Here is a 15,236-nt window from a genome sequence, read left to right as displayed (position 1 = left end):
TATTCCTATATAGATCAATGGGTTACGCGGCACCCATTAACAACTCGTTCATCTTTGCGCGGTGCTGCCATTTTACTCTACGCCGCCCCTTACTCTACGCCGCCCCTTACTCTACGCCGCCCCGGACTTGATCCGGGGCCTCATGCGTTTCGGGTCAGACCTTGAGACCCCGGATCAAGTCCGGGGCGGCGTGGGATAGGTGGGCTTTAGCGGCCCAGTCCTGCCGGGCTTTCCATACAGTCGCGCAACTGGCTGATCGGCAGCAAAGCGTTGGGGGCGTGGCGCATCAGGGCGTGCAGGGGGATCGGCGCGGGAGTGCTTACCGGGATCGCCAGCGCCTCGGGCGGCCTGCCTATCGCCCATTGTGCAAGCTCGTGCCCCATCGCGGTGGTCATCGCAATGCCACGTCCGTTGCAGGCAATGCCTGCGATCAGGTTGGGCGCTGGCGTGATCAGGCGGGGCAGGAAGTTGGGCATCACGGCGGCGATGCCGGACCATGCGTATTGCAGCGGCGGCAGGTCGGGCAGGTTGAGCATTTGGGCCATGCGGCGGTGGATGGTTTTGGGTACGCGGACGTCAGCCCCTATTCCAAGAATGTGCATCCCGCCTGTGATCAGGCGATTGGCCGCATCGAAGCGGAAGGTGAACAGGTTGCGGCGGCTGTCGGAGACGCATTGACCGCCGGGGAGCAGGCGGGTGCGGACGGATTGCGGCAGGGGTTCGGTGGCGATCTGGAACACTTTCAGCGGGAAAAAGCTGTGGGCGAGGCCGGGGATCAGGTTATCTGCGTAGGCGTTGGTGACATTGACGACGCGGGCCGCTTGGATGGTTGCGGTTTCGGTGCGGGCTTGCCAGCCGTTTGGTGTGGCGGTGAGGGCGGTGACGCGGGAGTTTTCATGCAGTTGCGCGCCTGCGGCGTCGGCGGCGCGGGCGAGGCCTCGGGCATAGGCGACAGGGTTTAACACTCCGCCGGATCGGTCGATCCAGCCGCCGAGCCAGCCTTGCGCGCCTGTCAGGGATTGCACGGCGGTGGCGGTGAGGAATTCCACCGGGCGGCCCTCGGCGGACCATTGGCGGACTCGGTCTTTGGCGCGGTTGAGGGCAGTGGCGGAGTGCGAGGGTTGTATCCAGCCAGAGCGATGGGCATCGCAGGCGATGGCGTGGCGTTTGATCAGATCGAACACCAGATCGGCGCTGGTGGCGGCCATTTGCACCAGTTGGGTGCCTTTGGCTTCGCCCAAAGCGGCGCGGACGCCGTCTGGATCGACCTTGGCAAAGTTCGGCACCACGAAGCCCGCGTTGCGGCCTGTGGCACCATGGGCGATTTGGTTGGCTTCCAGCAGCACGACTTTTAGACCCGCTTCGGCGGCGTGCAAAGCGGTGGAGAGGCCAGCGAAACCGCCACCGATGATCAGGAGATCGGCGGTGATCTCGCCCTGTGCCGGGGGACGCGGGGTGACGGGTGCTGCGGTGGCGTGCCAGAGGGTTGGGGGTTCGGGGTTCATTATGAGCGGCGCTTTCCGAGGAAGCCGTTCGGGCCGAAGAAGCCTTGCGGACGCCACAGCAGGATCAGGCAGAGCATCACGCCGATGGCGACGATTTGCAGCGATGCGGCGCGGGCTTGCCAATCGCCGGGGACCACGGCGGCGCTGAACGCCCCTGCCCCGACCCAGATCGCCCAGACCACGACCGAGCCGAGGATTGCGCCTCGGTTGGAACCGGACCCGCCGACCATCAGCATCGCCCAGACTTGGAAGGTCAGGGTCGGCAGGTAGCCGTTGGGGGCGATGAAGCCGATGAAATGGGCTTGGACCGCGCCCGCAAGGCCCATGACGGCACCACCTGCGGCGAAGGCTTGGATGCGGTAAGATCGGGCGGATTTTCCCAATGAGATTGCGGCGCGTTCGTCTTCTCGTAGCGCCTTCAGCACCCTGCCCCATGGGCTGCGCGAGAGGTGCTCCAGCGCAAGGTAGACGGCGATGGTGACAGCGGCGATGACGCCGAGGTTGATGAAGTTGAACAGCGCCGGTTGGTCTTGCAGGCTGGCGAAGGGGCGCGGGATGAAGGCGACGCCGAACGGGCCTCCGGTTAAGGATTGGGCGTTGAGGGCGACCAGTTGCACGACGACGGCGACGCCGAAGGTGGTGATGGCGAGGTAGTCGGATTTTAACCTGAGGGTTGCAAATCCGGTGAAGGCGGCGGCGGCGGCGGTGACGAAGGCTGCGGCAAGCCAGCCAGCGAGGATTGGCCAGTCAAAGCCGCCGATGCGGTCGGCTGTGTCGGGCGTGGTCAGGATGGCCGAGGTGTAGGCTCCGATGGCCACAAACCCCGCGATGCCGACGTTGAACAGGCCTGTTTGGCCCCATTGCAGGTTCAGGCCCAGTGCGATGAGGCCGAAAATCAAGGCGCTGGACATGAAGAACGCGCCGTAGCCCAACAGATCAATCATCTTTCTGCCCTTCCAAACAAGCCCATCGGGCGGACGAGTAGCACCGCCATCAGGATGGCGAAGGCGATGGCGGCGCGCCATTCCGCGCCGATCAGTTGCACGGCAGCGGCTTCGGACAGGCCGATGATCAGACCGCCCAAGACGGCTCCGGGAACCGAGCCGATGCCGCCGAGGATGGCGGCGGCGAACATCGGCAGCAGCAGATCGAGGCCCATCAGCGGGCGGATTTGCACGAGGATGCCGACCATGACTCCGGCCGCACAGGCCAGTGCTGCGCCGATGATCCATGTGGCGCGCACCACGCGGGCGGTGTCGATGCCGACGACGCGGGCCAGCGCAGGGTTCTGGCTGTAGGCGCGCATCTCGCGTCCGGTTTGGCTGCGCGACATGAACAGGTGCATGGCGGTGACGAGGATCACGGTGGTGGCCAGCATCACCATCTGATCGGGGGTGATGCGGATGCCGAGGCCAATCGGGATCGCCATCTGGATGCCGCGTGAAAAGTAGGTCGGGCTGGAGGTGAAGATGAACTCCAGCAAGCTGCGCAGGGCCATGGAGGCCCCAAAAGACGCCATCACGACGATGATCGACTGGCCCTTGTCGCGCAGGCGGGCGAACAGCAACCAGTCGAGCAGGAGGGCGAGGCAAGCGGTTAGGATCATGCCTATGAGGGTGGCGGCGATCAGGGGCCAGCCGAAGGAAAGCGCGCCGATTGGGGCGGTGGTGCCGACGAGTGCGCCGATTGCCGCTATGACCGAAAGGGTGCCGTAGGCGCCCCAGGCCATGAAATCACCGTGGGCGAAGTTGGAAAAGCGCAGGATGGAGTAAGTGAGCGTGATGCCGATGGCGCCGAGGCCGATCAGGCTGCCTGAGATTAGGCCGTCTACGATGAATTGCAGGTTCATGCGTGCCTCCGCTGGCCAAGGTAAAGTTCTGCCACCACCGGATCATCCCAGAGGGTGGCGGCGCGGCCTTCGTGGGCTTCGCGGCCCTCGACCAGCACATAGGCGCGGTCGCCGATGGCAAGCGCGGCGCGGGCGTTTTGTTCGACCAAGACGATGGTGAGGCCGGCGCGGCGGATTTCATTGAGACGGGTGAAGACCATTTCGACGAATTTCGGCGACAGGCCCGCTGAGGGTTCATCCAGCATCAACACGCGGGGATGCACGATCAGGGCGCGGCCTACGGCGAGCATTTGGCGCTGACCGCCGGAGAGGCTGCCTGCGGCGAGTTTGCGTTGGCGGGCGAGGTCGGGGAACATGGTGTAGGCTTCGTCGATGCGGGATTGAACCTCGGCTCGGGGCAGAACGCCGCCTGCGACGCGGAGGTTTTCCTCAACCGTCATCAGGGGAAAGATGTTTTCGGTTTGGGGCACGAAGGCGAGACCTTGGCGGACGCGAAGGTGGGCGGCTCCGTAGGTTATGTCTTTGCCGTCTAGCAGGACTTCGCCGCCGGTGATGGGAACAAGGCCCGCGATGGCCTTGATAAAGCTGGATTTTCCGGCGCCGTTGGGGCCGAGGATCACCACGATTTCTTTCTCATCGGCGTGGATCGACGCGCCTTTGACGATGGAGAGCCCCGGTTCATAGCCTGCGATCAGGCCCCTTACGTCAAGGATGGGCACATCGAGGATGCTCATGCCGGGGTTCCTCCGAGATAGGCTTCAATCACGCGGGGGTCGCGGGCGACTTCTTCGGGGGTGCCTTGGCAGAGCATGGAGCCGGAGGCCATCACGAGGATGCGGTGGCAGAGGCGGGTGACCATGTCGATGTTATGCTCGATCAGCACGAAGGTGACGCCGGTGCCGTTGATGTCGCGGATACGGTCAATCAGCACTTCCAGCAGGCTGGGGTTGACGCCTGCGGCGGGTTCATCGAGCAGAACCACCTTGGGATCGGCCATCATCACTCGCGCCAGTTCCAGCAGTTTGCGCTGACCACCTGATAGAATGCGGGCGGGATCATCGGCCAGTTTACGCAGCGCCACGAGGTCTAACACGCCCAAAGCTTTGTCGCGGGCGGCGCGCTCCTCGGCGGCAATGCGGCGGGGGCTTGTGAAATTCGCCCACAGACGTTCGCCGCTTTGATGTTGGCGGGCGAGCAGCATGTTGTCGAGCAATGAGAGTTCAGGGAACGGGCGCGGAATTTGGAAGGTGCGGCCCATGCCGCCCGCCAAGCGGCGATGTGGGGGGGATTGGGTCACGTCCTGCCCCATCAGTTTGATCTGCCCGGAGGTGGCCCCAACGGAGCCTGCCAGCAGATCGAACATCGTGGTCTTGCCCGCGCCGTTTGGCCCAATCAGGCCAAGGATTTCGCCTGAGGCCACAGAGAACGACATCTGATCCACGGCCGTGATGCCGCCGAACCGCTTGGACACATTGATCGCTTGCAGAACTGTCATGGTCACCTTGATGTTTGATCTGTGATCACACTTGATTTGATCACAGTATGAGCGTCTAATTTGATCTAGCAAGATGATTCGTGAGGTTCAGATGGCGGTTGCTGAAACAGGTTTGACACTGGCCCCAGTGGGGCGAGAGAGTGTGCAGGATCGGGTTTATACCGAGTTGCGTCGCGCCCTGATCAGTGGACTGTTTGCGCCGGGGCAAGTGGTGACGATCCGGCAGTTGTCGGATGCGCTGATGACTTCGACCATGCCTGTGCGCGATGCTTTGGGGCGTCTGATCAGCGAACGCGCGCTAGAGGCGCTGCCGAACCGCTCGATCCGGGTGCCGCCGATGACTTTGGAGCGGATTGACGATCTGCTGCGCACGCGGATTTTGATTGAGGGCGAGGCGATTGCTTTGGCCGCGCCCCGGATGACCCCGGCGATTGTTGCCACCTTGCGCGGCTATATGGCGGAGTGGCAGGTGCTACGGCTGGATGGCGATCCGGCGACTGTGGATCAGGAAGCGGCCCTCAATCAGGCGTTTCACTTTGAGATTTACAATGCCTGCGGCTCGCCCGTGCTGATCCCGATGATCGAAAGCTTGTGGCTGCAATCGGGGCCCTGCACGCGGGCGGCGATTTTCGCGTTTTCGGAAGCGGGAGAGTCGGACTCGGCGCATTTTCATTTGAGCATGATTGAGGCCTTGGCGGCGGGCAAAGCGCAGGCCGCGCGGGAGGCTTTGGTCGCCGATATCAGCCGCCCCTTTGCGTTTTTGCGCAAGAAACTTTTGTCGAAGGAGATCGCCGCATGAATTCTATTCGCATCAGCCACGCAGCCTCGGGTATGGATATTTTGGCGGTGTTGAGCCCCGAGAAAGCTCCGGTCAACGCGGCTTTCCTGTGGCGCTATCTGGAAACCCCGCGCGTGGTGCCGGGAATTCATGCGATGTGGACCGGGCCGGAAATTTCCTGCCCGATCCCTGCGGCGCATCTGGGGGAAGAACCTGCCCTGCCCCCGGAAAACGCCACTTTGCATCCGCAACCGGGCGATATTGTGCTGGCCTATGTGCCGGCGCGGATGTGGGGGGGCAATCCTGATCCGATCTTTGACATCGGGCTGTTTTATGGCCCCGGCGCTCGGATGCTGTTTCCGATTGGCTGGCTGGCCGGGTCGGTTGTGGCACAGGTGCGGCCCGAAGATCGCGCGGCGTTGGCCGAGGCTTGCGGGAAGATACGCCGCGCGGGCGCTTGTGAGATCACGTTTGAAAGGGTCGCATGATGGATGAGTTTGAGCTTTACGATCTGCGGGTGGAATTGGTGGCTCCTGAGGGGGCGAAGATTTACTGCGGCACCGTCGGCGATTGGTTTGAGTTGCGGGGTGAGCAGTTGCACATGCCGCCGGGGCAAAGTTTCTCGATCTATTCTTTGTCGTCGATCCTGCCTTTGTTGCCCGCCAAACAGCGGGTGACGCATCCGCATGACTGGATGACCTCTGATGCCGAAGTCGCCTGCCCCGATCCGCATTGCCCGTCGCGGCTGCGCATCACCCGGTTGGGCAAGCGGCGGTTCTCGCACGCTGATACCACCGCCGTTCCACTGCCAAAGGAGCCTGAAGCATGAGCGTTCCAACCCTAGAATTGCGTCCCGGCTATACCACGTCACGGGTGATCCGCGGTGGTTGGCAGTTGGCAGGCGGGCATGGCCCAGTCGATGCGGCGCAGCAGGTTGACGATATGATCGCCTTCGCCGATGCCGGGATTACCAGTTTCGACTGCGCGGATATCTACACGGGTGTTGAGGAATTGATCGGCGCGTTCCGCACCGCTTATGGCAGTCAGCGCGGGGCCGAGGCTTTGGCTCGGATCAAGGTGCATACCAAACTGGTGCCGGATTTGGCGGCTTTGGCAGTGGTGGATCGTGCCAGCATCCGGCGCAGCGTGGAAACATCGCTGTCACGGCTGCGGATGGAGCGGTTGGATCTGGTGCAGTTCCATTGGTGGGACTACGCGGTGCCGCGGTATCTGGAGGCCGTGGGTTGGCTGAATGAGATGCGGCTGGAAGGAAAGGTTGACCAGATCGGCGGCACCAATTTCGACACCGCCCGCACGCTGGAGATTATCGAGGCCGGGGTGCCTTTGTTGTCGATGCAGGTGCAGTATTCGCTGCTGGATACGCGGGCGGAGCGGTTGATGGCCAAGGCGTCCAGCGCAAATGGCATGTGGATTTTCTGCTATGGCACCGTGGCGGGCGGGTTCTTGGGGGATCGCTGGCTGGGTGTGGCCGAGCCAGAGCATCCATTGGAAAACCGCTCGCTGACCAAATACAAGCTGATCATCGACGATTTTGGCGGCTGGGAGTTGTTTCAGGCCTTGCTGCGCTGCTTGCGGGGGATCGCGGATCGGCATGACACCGATATCGCCACCGTCGCCAGCGCTGCGATGCTGGATCGGCCAGCCGTCGCGGCGGTGATTGTGGGGGCGCGCAATCGCAGCCATCTGGCGCAGAATTTGAAGGTGGCGGGGTTGGCTTTGACAGCGCAAGACCGCGCGGAAATCGCAGCAGTGCTGGCGCAGGGCCATGTCCCCGAAGGCGACACCTATACTTTGGAGCGTGACCGTCAGGGGAGGCACGGCCAGATCATCAAATACAATCTGAATAAGGCGTCCTGACCGGGCGCTGGCGCGCAGAGTTGCCTGTTCCTGCGCGGATAACAAAAGGCCAATTCAACAGATGAGGACAACATGAGAAAGTTACTTTTAGCCAGCGCCGCTTTGGCCCTGATGCCACTTGGTGCGCAGGCCTGCGATATCACCGTCGGGCTGGTGCTTGAACTGACCGGCGAGGCCGGGGCCTATGGTCAGGCTGGGGCAAAATCGGTTGAGATGGCGTTTCGCGATCTGAACGATGCCGGGGGCGTTGCGGGCTGCACGCTGAAAACCGACACACGCGATAGCCAGACGCAGGCGAATTTGGCGGTCGATGCGGCGACGCAACTGGTGCAGGTGGCCAAGGTGCCTGCGATTATTGGCGGCATCATCAGCCCGATGTCGATCCCGATCCTGACTTCGGTGACCGGGCCCGCGAAGGTGCTGCAAGTTTCGCCCGCCTCGTCCTCACCGACACTGACCGAGTTGGGCAAAGATGGCAAAACCAATGGGGTGTTCTTCCGCACCATCACTTCGGACGCGCTGCAAGGCGTGGCAGCGGCGAAGTTCGCGATGGATCAGGGCATGAAGAAAATCGTGATCATCCATCAGAACAACGACTTCGGCGTCAATCTGGTGAAGGAATTTACCGCCCCTTACACGGCTTTGGGGGGCACGGTGGTTTCGGTCACGCCTTACAACGCCAAGCAATCCAGCTATGCGTCAGAAGTCACCGCCGCTTTGGCGGGCGAGCCGGATGCGTTGTATCTGATCTCGGATCCGGTTGATGGGGCCACCATCGCGCGGACATGGATCAGCCAAGGTGGCGTGCAGAAATTCCTACTGAATGATGGCATGAACTCGGATGATTTCGTGGCCGCTGTCGGCAAGGAATACCTGGGCAACGCTTATGGCACCTCATCCGGCAGTGTGGCTTCGGCCTCGACCGAGTATTTCAATGCCAACTACAATGCGTTCTCGGGGCTGGACCCGGCAGCCCCTGCGGCTGACCGTTCCTATGATGCGGGCGCTTTGGTGGGTCTGGCCATCGCCATCGCGGGCGGGCCGGATGCGGCAAAACTGCCCGAGGCTTTGCGCAAGGCGGTCGATCCGGCGGGTGAGGTGATCCATGCAGGTAAGGAAGAATTCACCAAGGCGCTGGCGCTGATCAAAGACGGCAAGGCGATCCGCTATGAAGGCGTGATTGGCCCGGTGAATTTCGACCAATACGGCGATATCTCGGGGCCGTTCCGGCTGTGGCAGATCGTGGATGGCAAAGTCACCACGATTGGCGAGATGACCACGGCGGATGTCGATAAGGTCAAGGCCGAGGTGAAGTAACGGCTTGGCGCGGCCGGTTGCCGTGCCGTAGTTGGAAAACATCAGAAAAACAGATCGGCCCGCAGCACGGGCCGATTTTTTTATGCACCCTGCCCTGCCGCCTTGAGGCGCTTAAAGTGAGCCTGCTCTGCACGACAAAGCGAGCGCAGCTTTTGTTGCAGCGGCGTCAAATATCCTGAATATATTTTAAAATCAGTGACAGAGCATAAGGGGCAAACATGGCGGCTTCTTTGATCGACCGTTTCATCCCCACCAGCGCCCTGCGCAAACTAGGACCGCAGGACAGCCCGCGCGTGACCAATATGGGTGTGTTTTTCGATCTGGTTTATGTGTTTTCGATCATCCAACTGTCGCATTTCCTGCTGGCGCACGAAAGTTGGATGGGCGCTTTGGAGGCGCTGACTTTGTTTGCCGCTGTGTGGTGGGCGTGGAATTACACGGCTTGGGCGACGAACTGGCTGAACCCCGATCATGCCAGTGGACGGATGCTGATGGCTGTGTTGATGGGCTGCGCCTTACTGATGGCGGTGGCGATACCCGAGGCCTATGGCAGCCGGTCGGGGCTGTTCGTAAGCGCCTATGTTACGATGGCTATGATCCGCGCGGGCTATATGGCGCTGGTGTTCCCGGGGCAAAGGATGGGGCAGAACTATGCCCAGCTTTGCGCGTGGAGTGTGATTTCCGGGCAGTTCTGGGTGGCGGGGGCTGTGCTGCCAGACCAGCGGGTTTGGCTGTGGATCGTGGCGGTTTTGCTGGATTTTGCCGCACCCTATAATGGTTTCTGGCTGCCAAAGCATGGCTCCACGCCGATGCAAAGCTGGCCTTTGCGGGGCTTGCATCTGCTGGAGCGCAATCAGCAGGTGTTCATCATCGCCTTGGGTGAATCCGTTCTGCTGCTGGGCGGTTTGTTGGTGGAACACCCGCTGCACGCCGATGTTCTCGCGGCGGCGGGGCTTGGGTTTATGCTGATCCTCAGCCTGTGGTGGATTTACTTCGTGCATCTCTCTGACGCGGGTGAGCATGGCTTTGCGCATTCGTCAGATCATACAAAGCTGGCGCGGGCGGGGCTGGCCTATGCGCATGGCGTGATGGCGTGTGGTGCCATCGTGATGGGTGTCGCCATCGAGATGATTCTGGCGCATCCGCCGGAGGCCGTGCACGCGCCGGTGGCGTTAATTGCTGCCGCAGGGCCTGCGATCTTTCTGGCGGGTTTGGCGCTGTTCCATCGCACCATGGCGCAAAAACTGCCGCTCAGCTATTTGGAAGCGGTACTGGCCTCGGCGGTTTGTGGCGGGCTTTGCCTGATGCTGCATCTGAACGGGTTGTGGCTGGGGGCTGGTGTCTTCGCGTTGATGCTGGCGCTGGCCGGGTTTGCGCATGGAAAAGCGGCCAGCGGCAAAGCGGCCTGAACGCTGCAACACCTGCGCCAGCGGTGTTTACCCGCCCAGCACTGGTTGTCCGCAAGCTTCGCTGCTATGCTGGCATCGTCCAAACTGAAAAGTCCTATATGTCTTTGCTGCCGCGATTGATCCATCTGCTTGTCGGCATCGCTCTTGTGGCGATGCTTGCCACGGCGGGGGTGCAGCATTCTGGCAGCGATTGTTTGAAGCTTTCAAGCGTTGAGATGTGCATGGGTCCTGCGCTGCGGGCGACTGCCGAGACCTCTGGCGATGCGCTTGGCAAGAAGTGCTTCGATGCGATTTTGCTGGGCGATGTGACGGTTGATCGGGATGGTAGATGCGCTGCGGTTTCGGCCGAGTTGGCGTTGGGCAAGCCGAAATCCTCACCTGTCGCGCCTTGGAAACCGCCGCGAGTCTCTGTCTGAAAGCTGTGCTGGTCCTTTGGGGCCAAACCGATTTCAGTGCAGCCCCGGAAAGGCCGGATGCGCGGTTTTAGGAGATATGACATGATTAATACGACTCAAAACAGCGGCGATGCCGGCTATGTGATCCCCGCGCTTGCGCCGGTTTACGCGCGGCTTGCGCCCTTGGCCGAGACGCTGCTGCGCGTCGTGGTCGGCGTGGCTTTCGTGATCCACGGCTGGCCGAAAATCCAGGATCCGCTGGGCGCGGTCGAGATGGTGCAGAGCATCGGGTTTTATCCGGGCTGGCTGTGGGCCACCGCTTTGGCTGCGACCGAGTTCTTTGGTGGTTTGCTGTTGATTGTGGGCTTGCTGGCGCGTCCCGCAGCTTTGGCGACAACCGTGGTGCTGCTGGTGACGGTGTGGTTCCACTGGGTCCAGCTAGATCAGGGCTATAAAGGCGCCGAGCTTTCGATCATCTGGGCCAGCGTGACGTTGTTTTTCGCGCTGAACGGCGCGGGGCGGTATTCGGTGGACCGTCTGATTGGACGCCAGATCTGACGCGATATCTATGATTGCGATACCTATAATTGCTGCGGGCCGGATGGAGCTGCGTCCGGCCCGTTTGGCTTTTTAGCCGAGCCAGTTTGCGGTCTAACGGTAGCGCCCCCCGCGCTGCAGCACCTCAATCTGGTAGCCATCCGGGTCGGCAATGAAAAAGAATTTCGCAATCACCTCACCCGCCGGGGCAAATTCCACGATCTTGCGGGGGGCGAGTCCAGCGGCTGTCAGACGGCTATGCGCGGCCTCAAGATCGGCGACCGACAGCGCCAAATGGCCATAGCCATCACCGATGTTGTAAGGCTCGGTGCGCCCGGAATTGATGGTCAGCTCAAGTTCAAAATTGGATTCGGATTCGGGGTTGCTGAGATAGACCAGCGTGAAGGTGTCAAACGGCAAGCGATCCGCGACATGCAGCCCGAAGGCTTGTTCATAAAACGAGACAGAGCGCGCTTCGTCCAAAACGCGGATCATCGCATGGATGAGATTTGACATGATGCGTTTCTCCATAGAGTTGCGCGTAGGCCGAACAGGCGGGGCAGGTCGGTCAAACCCACCTGCCCCGCCCATGTGCTGGGTTAAACTTCTGAGGCCCGAGTCTCAGGCCGTTTCAGCATAGCAGCGAAACGTTCGGACACCAAACCGAACACACCGCCAATCACCAGAGAAACCGCGACGCAGATCAGCGGATTGGCCGCCGTCAGCGCGGTCAACGATGCCCCCGATAACAAGCCGTAACCTGCGGTTGAGGCATAGCCGTAGACTGTGGCGGGGATGATGCTGAACGCCTCGATTTTCGCCCCCATCACCAGGATGCCCGCAGTTATCCCGACTACCAGCGATGGCCAGAGCACCCCCGGCAAGCCCGAGTCGACTTGGGTGATCAACAGCAGCGCGATGTAAGCCATCACCACGCCCCACAGATTGGCGCAGACCGATTTGCGCAAGCCATCCACACCGCCGCCGCAATGGTAAAAACTTGCCCAACCGATGAAGGCCACCCAAATCTGGATGGTGCCGATGGTCAGGAACAAATAGGTCGCAACCGCGCCCAACAGGCCGATTGAGACCGCCAATGCTGTTATGATATCCACTTCTCTCTCCCTCTTGCCAGATTTCTGGCTGTTCTTCTTAGGTGCTGGGCGTTGCAGGAACCGAGGAAATGCCAGCAGCAGGCAGGATTGCCCTTCCCCGGTTTCGTTCAGGCCACCGCGCTTTCGGCGGGACAGACGGCAACACGCCACCGCAAGGCAGCCGCGATCTGCCACCGCTGCCTTGGGATGTGCTGCGGCTGGGCGGCGGTTGGCCTTACGGCACGATCACGCCACGGCCCGCGAAGCGGCGGTGTTTGAAATCATCGAGGGCTTGGTTGATGTTATCCAAACTGTATTCGGCATAGTGCATCTTGACCTTGCCGTCTGCGTTCAGCTCCATCAACTCGACCAGTTCGGTGTAATTGCCGACAAGGCTGCCGCCGATGTTGATCTCATTGATCACCAGATGCGCGGTGGGCACTTCGATCTTGCCGCCGTAGCCGATCATGATCAGCTCGCCACCGGGGCGCACCATTTTCCAGCACAGGTTTTCGACGCCGAGTTCGCCGACGAAATCCATCACCACTTGCGCGCCGCCGCCGGTGATTTGCTTGATCTCTTCGATGATATTCGGGCCGCCATCCAGCACGAAATCCGCGCCGAGGTCTTTGCACAGCTGCCGAGCGGCGGGTTCACGGTCAACCGCGATGATGCGGCAGCCCGAGATTTCGTGCAGGCATTGCAGGGCGATGTGGCCTAAGCCCCCTACCCCGACGATCACGCAATAGGCACCTGGGCGCAGGGCTTTGGCGGCTTTTTTGGCGGCGCGGTAGGCGGTGATGCCTGCATCGGCCATCGGGGCTACATCCAGCGGTGTGATGTTGGGGTTCAGTTTGATCAGGCTGCGCTCAGAGGTCAGAAAATATTCGGCAAAGCCGCCGTCCAGACCCAGCCCCGGAAACAGGCTGTGTTCGCAGTGCATGTCATCGCCATAGCGACACGAGAGACAAATGCCACAGGTGCGGTGCGGGTGGCAGATCACCGTATCGCCGGGTTTGACCGAGGTGACGCCCGAGCCGACATCCTCGACCCAGCCCGCGTTTTCATGGCCCATGATGTAGGGCAAAAGGTTGCCGCCCTGATCCATGATGTCTTTCCACACGCCTTCGATGATGTGCAGATCGGTGCGGCACAGACCCGCCGCCCCGACTTTGACGATCACATCTGTCGGCCCCATGATGGTGGGGGCTTTGACGGTTTCGATCTTCAACTGGACGTTCATCGCGGGGTCGTATTCGTAAAGTCTTGCGGCTTTCATTTCGCAGCCCTTTCCTGATTTTGATGGTCAGCCAATCACTTACGGCCCAGCTTTTCGGCCCCGCCACCCAAGGCAGCGCCTGCGGTCGGGTCTTCGTCCTCGGCCAGATCGGCGATCAGGGTTTCGGTGGTCAGGATCAGGGTTGCCACCGAGCCTGCGTTCATCAGCGCCGAATAGGTGACGCGGACCGGATCAATCACGCCGGATTTCATCAGATCCTGATAGGTGCCGGTGGCGGCGTTAAAGCCATGATCGCCATGCAAAGCGCAGACCTTGCGCACCACGTCATTCGGTTCGGCCCCGGCGTTGAACGCGATACGAGCAAGCGGCAGGGTCAGCACCGATTGCACCAATTCGATGCCCCGACGGACATCGCCTTGCTCGGCCAGCGCCAGTTCGGCGAGCGAGGGGGCGATACGGGCCAGCGCCACGCCACCGCCAACCAACACGCCTTCGTCCGAGGCCGCGCGCACGGCGTTCAGCGAATCCTCGATCAGTTGGATGGTGCGCTTTTGTTCAACCGGGGTGACGCCGCCCGCGAAGATCGTCGCGGTGCCGCCGCAGAGTTTGGCGAGGCGCTCTTGCAACTTGTCTTTGTCGATGTTCGGGGGGGCCACTTCATATAGCCGCTGCACTTGCGCGCGGCGGGCGGCGATGGATTGCAGATCACCGTTGCCGCGAATGATCATGGTGTCGGAATTGGTGGCCTCCACCCGTTCCGCAGAACCCATATCCAGCCGGGTGATGTTTTCCAGACTGTCGCCCAGATCGCGCGCGAGGACCTTGCCGCCCGTCAGGATCGCCAGATCCTCCATCATGTTGCGGCGCCAGTGGCCGAATTCTGGCGGATGCACCACGAGGAATTTGCCGGGGCCGTCTTTGCCCAAGAGTGTCAGCAGCACTTCGGGCGAGGTTTCTTCCGAGATGATCACCAAGGGGCGGCCATCTTCAGCGGCAATCGCCTTGGCGGCGTCGAGCTGGCTGGCGGTTTTCATCTTGATGTCGGTCAGCACGATATAGGGGTTCAGCACCACGGCGCGCATCGCATCAAGATCAGTGACCATGTGATGTGAGATATAGCCGCGATCAAACGCCATGCCATCAACCACTTGCAGGGTCGAGGTGTTGCCCGTGCCGTAATCGGTGGAAATCACCCCCTGCGCACCAACGCGGCGGAAGGCTTCGGCGACGAGTTCGCCCAGTTCGGTGCTGGATGCCGAGATTTTGGCGACAGCCGACAGCACCGCGTGATCTTTGACCGGCTTGGCGGCAGCCCGGAGGGCATGGGCGGTGGCCTCGACCGCCATCGCGATGCCACGGCACAGATCAACCGGCTTTGCGCCCTTTTCGATCAGCACCACGCCGGATTGAATCATGCCATTGGCTAGGACGATTGAAGTGGTGGTGCCATCGCCCGCCACGTCATTGGTTTGCATCGAGACTTCGCGTACCACCTGCGCGCCCATGTTTTCAAAGCGGTCGAACAGTTCGATTTCCGAGGCAATCGACACGCCATCGCGGCTGATCAGCGGAGTGCCCATCGGGCGATCAATCATCGCGTTCATGCCCATCGGGCCCAGCGTCGATTCAACCGCTGCCGACAGTTTCTGCACACCATGCGCCAGCGCGCGGCGGGCGTCGTTACCGTGGATCATGATCTTGGGCATAGTTCCTCCTTCGGCCAAAGCCGGATTTTGCAG

17 protein-coding genes are annotated in these 15,236 nt (G+C 61.4%); 8 read left to right on the top strand and 9 right to left on the bottom strand.

Annotated elements, in window-relative coordinates; all coding sequences use genetic code 11:
* Positions 1-206: 206 nt before the first annotated feature.
* From AKV04_RS16795 to AKV04_RS16775, 5 genes are read right to left on the bottom strand one after another with little or no spacing between them, the layout of a single operon-like run.
* Positions 207-1,505, bottom strand: a complete 1,299-nt coding sequence (locus AKV04_RS16795; protein ID WP_054007576.1) for an NAD(P)/FAD-dependent oxidoreductase — start codon at positions 1,503-1,505, stop codon at positions 207-209.
* On the bottom strand, positions 1,505-2,449 hold the full coding sequence (locus AKV04_RS16790; protein ID WP_054007575.1) for a branched-chain amino acid ABC transporter permease: 945 nt from the start codon (positions 2,447-2,449) through the stop codon (positions 1,505-1,507). The genes AKV04_RS16795 and AKV04_RS16790 overlap by 1 nt, the downstream gene beginning before the upstream one ends.
* On the bottom strand, positions 2,446-3,354 hold the full coding sequence (locus AKV04_RS16785) for a branched-chain amino acid ABC transporter permease (protein ID WP_054007574.1): 909 nt from the start codon (positions 3,352-3,354) through the stop codon (positions 2,446-2,448). The genes AKV04_RS16790 and AKV04_RS16785 overlap by 4 nt, the downstream gene beginning before the upstream one ends.
* Positions 3,351-4,088, bottom strand: a complete 738-nt coding sequence (locus tag AKV04_RS16780; RefSeq protein ID WP_054007573.1) for an ABC transporter ATP-binding protein — start codon at positions 4,086-4,088, stop codon at positions 3,351-3,353. Before AKV04_RS16780 ends, AKV04_RS16785 begins: the two co-directional genes overlap by 4 nt.
* Positions 4,085-4,849 (bottom strand): ABC transporter ATP-binding protein, encoded by a 765-nt coding sequence (locus tag AKV04_RS16775; protein WP_054007572.1) that lies wholly within the window; start codon positions 4,847-4,849, stop codon positions 4,085-4,087. The genes AKV04_RS16780 and AKV04_RS16775 overlap by 4 nt, the downstream gene beginning before the upstream one ends.
* Before the next feature lie 91 nt (positions 4,850-4,940).
* Here AKV04_RS16775 and AKV04_RS16770 point away from each other — a divergent pair, with 91 nt between their 5' ends.
* The 8 genes from AKV04_RS16770 to AKV04_RS16735 all read left to right on the top strand — a co-directional run bounded on the left by AKV04_RS16770 (position 4,941) and on the right by AKV04_RS16735 (position 11,184).
* Positions 4,941-5,648: a GntR family transcriptional regulator gene (locus tag AKV04_RS16770; protein ID WP_202905644.1), complete on the top strand. Its 708-nt coding sequence runs from the start codon at positions 4,941-4,943 to the stop codon at positions 5,646-5,648.
* On the top strand, positions 5,645-6,115 hold the full coding sequence (locus tag AKV04_RS16765; protein WP_054007570.1) for a DUF3830 family protein: 471 nt from the start codon (positions 5,645-5,647) through the stop codon (positions 6,113-6,115). The genes AKV04_RS16770 and AKV04_RS16765 overlap by 4 nt, the downstream gene beginning before the upstream one ends.
* Entirely contained in the window at positions 6,115-6,456 is a 342-nt protein-coding gene (locus AKV04_RS16760) for a TIGR04076 family protein (RefSeq protein WP_235815679.1), read from the top strand. The genes AKV04_RS16765 and AKV04_RS16760 overlap by 1 nt, the downstream gene beginning before the upstream one ends.
* The gene (locus AKV04_RS16755; protein WP_054007568.1) at positions 6,453-7,505 is read left to right on the top strand and encodes an aldo/keto reductase; all 1,053 of its coding nucleotides are present in this window, start codon (positions 6,453-6,455) and stop codon (positions 7,503-7,505) included. The genes AKV04_RS16760 and AKV04_RS16755 overlap by 4 nt, the downstream gene beginning before the upstream one ends.
* 72 nt (positions 7,506-7,577) lie before the next feature.
* Positions 7,578-8,822, top strand: a complete 1,245-nt coding sequence (locus tag AKV04_RS16750) for an ABC transporter substrate-binding protein (protein ID WP_054007567.1) — start codon at positions 7,578-7,580, stop codon at positions 8,820-8,822.
* 218 nt (positions 8,823-9,040) lie between these two features.
* Positions 9,041-10,231 carry a low temperature requirement protein A gene (locus tag AKV04_RS16745; protein ID WP_054007566.1) on the top strand — a complete coding sequence of 397 codons (1,191 nt, stop codon included), beginning with the start codon at positions 9,041-9,043 and terminating at the stop codon, positions 10,229-10,231.
* 98 nt (positions 10,232-10,329) lie between these two features.
* A complete protein-coding gene (locus AKV04_RS16740; protein WP_156317614.1) occupies positions 10,330-10,647 on the top strand; it encodes a hypothetical protein in 318 nt (105 codons plus the stop codon).
* An 81-nt stretch (positions 10,648-10,728) separates the two neighbouring features.
* The gene (locus AKV04_RS16735; RefSeq protein ID WP_054007564.1) at positions 10,729-11,184 is read left to right on the top strand and encodes a DoxX family protein; all 456 of its coding nucleotides are present in this window, start codon (positions 10,729-10,731) and stop codon (positions 11,182-11,184) included.
* 93 nt (positions 11,185-11,277) lie between these two features.
* Here the strand turns inward: AKV04_RS16735 and AKV04_RS16730 are convergent, their stop codons facing one another.
* From AKV04_RS16730 to groEL, 4 genes are all read right to left on the bottom strand, one after another.
* Positions 11,278-11,679 carry a VOC family protein gene (locus tag AKV04_RS16730; RefSeq protein WP_054007700.1) on the bottom strand — a complete coding sequence of 134 codons (402 nt, stop codon included), beginning with the start codon at positions 11,677-11,679 and terminating at the stop codon, positions 11,278-11,280.
* A gap of 83 nt (positions 11,680-11,762) precedes the next feature.
* Complete coding sequence (locus tag AKV04_RS16725; protein WP_054007563.1) at positions 11,763-12,278, bottom strand: DUF1097 domain-containing protein; 516 nt, start codon at positions 12,276-12,278, stop codon at positions 11,763-11,765.
* A gap of 214 nt (positions 12,279-12,492) precedes the next feature.
* Positions 12,493-13,536, bottom strand: coding sequence for an NAD(P)-dependent alcohol dehydrogenase (locus AKV04_RS16720; protein WP_054007562.1), 1,044 nt, complete (start codon positions 13,534-13,536; stop codon positions 12,493-12,495).
* Between the two features lie 35 nt (positions 13,537-13,571).
* Complete coding sequence (gene groEL, locus AKV04_RS16715; protein ID WP_054007561.1) at positions 13,572-15,203, bottom strand: chaperonin GroEL; 1,632 nt, start codon at positions 15,201-15,203, stop codon at positions 13,572-13,574.
* Positions 15,204-15,236: the final 33 nt, after the last annotated feature.

The sequence above is a fragment of the Cypionkella psychrotolerans genome, assembly GCF_001294535.1.
GTDB classification, from domain to species: domain Bacteria; phylum Pseudomonadota; class Alphaproteobacteria; order Rhodobacterales; family Rhodobacteraceae; genus Cypionkella; species Cypionkella psychrotolerans.
The sequence above is the reverse complement of the archived record's forward strand: the minus strand, read 5'-3'. Positions and strand labels throughout refer to the sequence as shown.

Bases quoted from the DNA above. Each gene is read 5' to 3' on its own strand.
- AKV04_RS16795 (WP_054007576.1), bottom strand. From the start codon at position 1,505: ATGAACCCCGAACCCCCAACCCTCTGGCACGCCACCGCAGCACCCGTC.
- AKV04_RS16790 (WP_054007575.1), bottom strand. From the start codon at position 2,449: ATGATTGATCTGTTGGGCTACGGCGCGTTCTTCATGTCCAGCGCCTTG.
- AKV04_RS16785 (WP_054007574.1), bottom strand. From the start codon at position 3,354: ATGAACCTGCAATTCATCGTAGACGGCCTAATCTCAGGCAGCCTGATC.
- AKV04_RS16780 (WP_054007573.1), bottom strand. From the start codon at position 4,088: ATGAGCATCCTCGATGTGCCCATCCTTGACGTAAGGGGCCTGATCGCA.
- AKV04_RS16775 (WP_054007572.1), bottom strand. From the start codon at position 4,849: ATGACAGTTCTGCAAGCGATCAATGTGTCCAAGCGGTTCGGCGGCATC.
- AKV04_RS16770 (WP_202905644.1), top strand. From the start codon at position 4,941: ATGGCGGTTGCTGAAACAGGTTTGACACTGGCCCCAGTGGGGCGAGAG.
- AKV04_RS16765 (WP_054007570.1), top strand. From the start codon at position 5,645: ATGAATTCTATTCGCATCAGCCACGCAGCCTCGGGTATGGATATTTTG.
- AKV04_RS16760 (WP_235815679.1), top strand. From the start codon at position 6,115: ATGGATGAGTTTGAGCTTTACGATCTGCGGGTGGAATTGGTGGCTCCT.
- AKV04_RS16755 (WP_054007568.1), top strand. From the start codon at position 6,453: ATGAGCGTTCCAACCCTAGAATTGCGTCCCGGCTATACCACGTCACGG.
- AKV04_RS16750 (WP_054007567.1), top strand. From the start codon at position 7,578: ATGAGAAAGTTACTTTTAGCCAGCGCCGCTTTGGCCCTGATGCCACTT.
- AKV04_RS16745 (WP_054007566.1), top strand. From the start codon at position 9,041: ATGGCGGCTTCTTTGATCGACCGTTTCATCCCCACCAGCGCCCTGCGC.
- AKV04_RS16740 (WP_156317614.1), top strand. From the start codon at position 10,330: ATGTCTTTGCTGCCGCGATTGATCCATCTGCTTGTCGGCATCGCTCTT.
- AKV04_RS16735 (WP_054007564.1), top strand. From the start codon at position 10,729: ATGATTAATACGACTCAAAACAGCGGCGATGCCGGCTATGTGATCCCC.
- AKV04_RS16730 (WP_054007700.1), bottom strand. From the start codon at position 11,679: ATGTCAAATCTCATCCATGCGATGATCCGCGTTTTGGACGAAGCGCGC.
- AKV04_RS16720 (WP_054007562.1), bottom strand. From the start codon at position 13,536: ATGAAAGCCGCAAGACTTTACGAATACGACCCCGCGATGAACGTCCAG.
- groEL (WP_054007561.1), bottom strand. From the start codon at position 15,203: ATGCCCAAGATCATGATCCACGGTAACGACGCCCGCCGCGCGCTGGCG.